The 1928-nt window shown below is 45.2% G+C and carries 3 protein-coding genes; all 3 read right to left on the reverse strand.

All coding sequences use genetic code 11. The features are described from left to right. A partial coding sequence (locus KDU71_RS22685) for a glycoside hydrolase family 27 protein (RefSeq protein WP_212193419.1) occupies positions 1 to 1115 on the reverse strand: 1115 nt, incomplete at its 3' end. Positions 1116 to 1401: 286 nt separating this feature from the next. Beyond that, on the reverse strand, positions 1402 to 1596 hold the full coding sequence (locus KDU71_RS22690; protein ID WP_212193420.1) for a hypothetical protein: 195 nt from the start codon (positions 1594 to 1596) through the stop codon (positions 1402 to 1404). Between the two features lie 182 nt (positions 1597 to 1778). Then, on the reverse strand, positions 1779 to 1928 hold a 150-nt coding region (locus KDU71_RS23455), incomplete at its 5' end, for a hypothetical protein (protein WP_212193421.1).

A 1928-nucleotide genomic window follows, 5' to 3' on the forward strand; every position in this document is an offset into this window, starting at 1 on the left:
ACTTGTCCGTCAAAACCTAACTGGGAGAGATCAAGTGAAATTTTCCGTTTCTTATCATTATCGCGGTTAAGAAAACCAACGGCCCATGAACCATCCGCCAGTGGCTTGGCCCAAATCTCTTCAGCTCCATCTTTGTGGATGCGGGATGCCTGCTTGCCCAACTCATCCTGATTAACAGCGATAAGCTCCGGATTAGTAAGAATGCGCTTAGTATCAGCATCCATGCTGCGAATATCGCAGGTCATCAGTAAAGGCGCTGATAACAGTGACCACAAGCCAAACTGCGCTTCATACTCGGTGACGGTACAGCCATTGGCACCATTGGCCGAAGAAGATGCTCCTGTTCCATTAAGACCAATCACCAGCATATCCGGATCGTTCCAACACCCCGGTCCGGCGTACTTTTCAAGTCCCACCTGACGGTCCAATGCTTCCATGATGCCATTATGCCCGTTATTATACTGTCCATGCTCCCACGTATCGCGCAAATCCCAGGTGGTACGCCATAACTGTCCATCTACCTTTTCGCCCCACAACCAAGGAGCCCGCTGTCCCCACTCGCAAATGGCAAACACCATAGGGCGGCCGGTTGCTCTTACAGCTTTAATGAACTTCTCGTAGCGTTCAATGCCCGTCCATAAGTCTTCGGGCGCATGACAGTAGTCACACTTGATGTAGTCCACACCCCATTCGGCATAGGTTTGTGCGTCCAGCTCTTCAAAACCTAAACTGCCTACCATACCTGCACAGGTGTATTCGGCAATATCTGTATATATACCAAACTTAAGGCCTTTGCTGTGGACATAATCAGCAACTACCTTCATGCCATTGGGAAATTTCTGCGGATCAGGGAACACCTTACCATTGGCATCGCGACCGCCATGCCACAAATCATCCAGAATGATGTACTCGTAACCGGCCTCTTTCAGCCCGTTATCCACCATGGCATCGGCCAGTTCCATTACAATGCTTTCGCTGATATTGCCTTCGAACAGGTTCCAGCTTATCCAGCCCATAGGTGGTGTTGGGGCTAAAACATCCTGCTGCTGTCCTTTTACCACAGAACTAAAACCAAAGACAAAGCCAATTAATAAATGAAATAGTCTATTTATCATTGTTATTAAAATTTTAAATTGTTTAATAATTACTTTTTAAGCGCTTGAAGTAAGTACAAAAAAAAATGCCCCGCAGGGCATTTATACGTATTCAACCCGCACTTTTAATGACTAATGCTAAAAAAATAATAATAAGGCCATACTGCCATGAAGTTGCTCACGCAACAGTTGGCAGGCAGCCATCAACTGATTCTTAACAGTTTTTTCGGTAAAAATCTAAGCTGGTAAACGAAAAAGTCTCAGTGAACGCCTCCTCCATTAAAACGAAGGACTGATAAACTGCCTACTACTTTTGTACTAACTCAGATTGTTCAGTTGCTACTGCAAAGTCTGAATGCGCTTTCAATTGCACCTGCTTCGCCTGCGATGTTCGCACCAGGAAGGAAGCTATGCCTGCTTCTGCCGCAACAGTAGATGGCCCTATCAGTGTTCCTCCATTGCACACCTCAAGTCTGATTTTTGAAACATCACCTACACACAATGTCTCATTATTATCGAATACCCTTACATAAACGATTAATACATCATCCAGGGTAGCAGCTTTCCCCGATTCAAAATAATCAATCGCTAACTGTTTGGGTTGACCTGGTGTTGTAACGGCATGCTGACATATGGCTTCTCCATCTCTATATCCAATCGCTATGATAGGACCAGCTTCCCATTCTATGTTTCCGAAGCTGATGGTTTATGATCAAGGTTCTTATGTTGCCACAAATCACGCACCTCTACTTGTCCGTCAAAACCTAACTGGGAGAGATCAAGTGAAATTTTCCGTTTCTTATCATTATCGCGGTTAAGAAAACCAACGGCCCA

Source organism: Carboxylicivirga sediminis, from assembly GCF_018156225.1.
GTDB classification, from domain to species: domain Bacteria; phylum Bacteroidota; class Bacteroidia; order Bacteroidales; family Marinilabiliaceae; genus Carboxylicivirga; species Carboxylicivirga sediminis.